General features: G+C 46.6%; 3 protein-coding genes. 2 read left to right on the forward strand and 1 reads right to left on the reverse strand.

Annotation, left to right across the window (positions count from 1 at the left end):
- Positions 1-98: 98 nt before the first annotated feature.
- The gene (locus tag B7X71_RS17165; RefSeq protein ID WP_293601632.1) at positions 99-761 is read right to left on the reverse strand and encodes a site-2 protease family protein; all 663 of its coding nucleotides are present in this window, start codon (positions 759-761) and stop codon (positions 99-101) included.
- Between the two features lie 28 nt (positions 762-789).
- On the opposite strand from B7X71_RS17165, the gene B7X71_RS17170 reads away from it, so the two are divergent.
- Together B7X71_RS17170 and B7X71_RS17175 are read left to right on the forward strand one after the other, a co-directional pair.
- Positions 790-957, forward strand: a complete 168-nt coding sequence (locus B7X71_RS17170; RefSeq protein WP_215301640.1) for a hypothetical protein — start codon at positions 790-792, stop codon at positions 955-957.
- A gap of 44 nt (positions 958-1,001) precedes the next feature.
- Complete coding sequence (locus B7X71_RS17175) at positions 1,002-1,139, forward strand: hypothetical protein (protein ID WP_174221123.1); 138 nt, start codon at positions 1,002-1,004, stop codon at positions 1,137-1,139.
- Positions 1,140-1,277: the final 138 nt, after the last annotated feature.

A 1,277-nucleotide genomic window follows, 5' to 3' on the forward strand; every position in this document is an offset into this window, starting at 1 on the left:
TTGAGTTTCATAAGGGCTCCATTCATTTCTTTAAAAGTGGTGCTAAAAATACTTGTATTCAGAATACTCCCGAATACTGGGTTTTGCCGATAGAAATTTTAGAAAACCATCTGTAACGGCAGTGTCACGAAGTAGAGGATGGATTTAAAGAAGGCAATCAAAGGCTCCATCCAAAAACTGCCAATGACGCCGGTAAATACAAGCCCTAGAACAATAAAGAAGCCCCAGGGCTCCAGCTTGCCTAAGGCAATTGATTGGCGCGCCGGCAAAAGGCTGGATAGAATGCGACCCCCGTCTAGGGGTGGTAGAGGGAACAGATTAAACACCATGAGCACTAAATTCCAAGTAATGCCAGCTTGTGACATTCCCAATAAGAACTGCTCATTAACTCCAAATCCAATGAGAGTAATCAAGAAAATGGCCCAAATGAGGGCTTGAGCGAAATTTGAGCCAGGTCCTGCTAGGGCTACCCAAATTGAGTCAATTCGGGGGTTGCGTAAGCGCCCAAAGTTGACTGGCACTGGCTTGGCATACCCAATCAAGAATGGCGAGCTAGCCAAAATCAGCATTAAAGGGATGAGGATGGTCCCCACGGGGTCTATATGCTTCAGTGGGTTAAGGCTGACTCTGCCCAGCATATACGCGGTATTGTCACCAAAATAGCGTGCTGCATAGCCATGTGCTGCCTCATGGATAGTGATAGCAAAAATCAAAGGAATCGCATTAATGGCGATAGCTTGGATAGAATAGTCAGTAATCATGGCAATATGATATCGATAGGAGTGAAAAGTGACTGAAGATAAAAAACCAGAATCAAAGACCCCAGCTAAGCCTGTGGCAGCAAAGCCGGTAGCCCGTCCACCAGCCCCAAAAGGCCCATCTGGTCCTGGCGGAAGGCCTCAAGCAGGCTTTGGTGGCGGAAAAGGCATGATGCGTAAGGCTGGCCGCGGCCGATAGTGGATAATTGCAGCACTAATCAATGTGTTTAATGGGGATTTAGCATGAACGAATGGCATAAAGAGTCGAAAGACGAAGTCAATAAAAAAATCATCACTTTGATCGTGATGTTGGCAGCCGCTACTAGCTTGGCTATTTTGTTTGCTTTAGTTGCAGCACATACTGGTTACGTATTCGGCTAATCTGCATTAATGACTAGCCATCGCCAACCTGCAGTATTTGCTGGCCATGGCAGTCCGATGTACGCTATCGAGCCTAATCGCTACACAGCAGTTTGGGCCAGTCTTGGTAAATCGCTTAAACGCCCAGATGCGATCTTA

It is taken from the genome of Polynucleobacter sp. 39-46-10 (genome assembly GCF_002282275.1).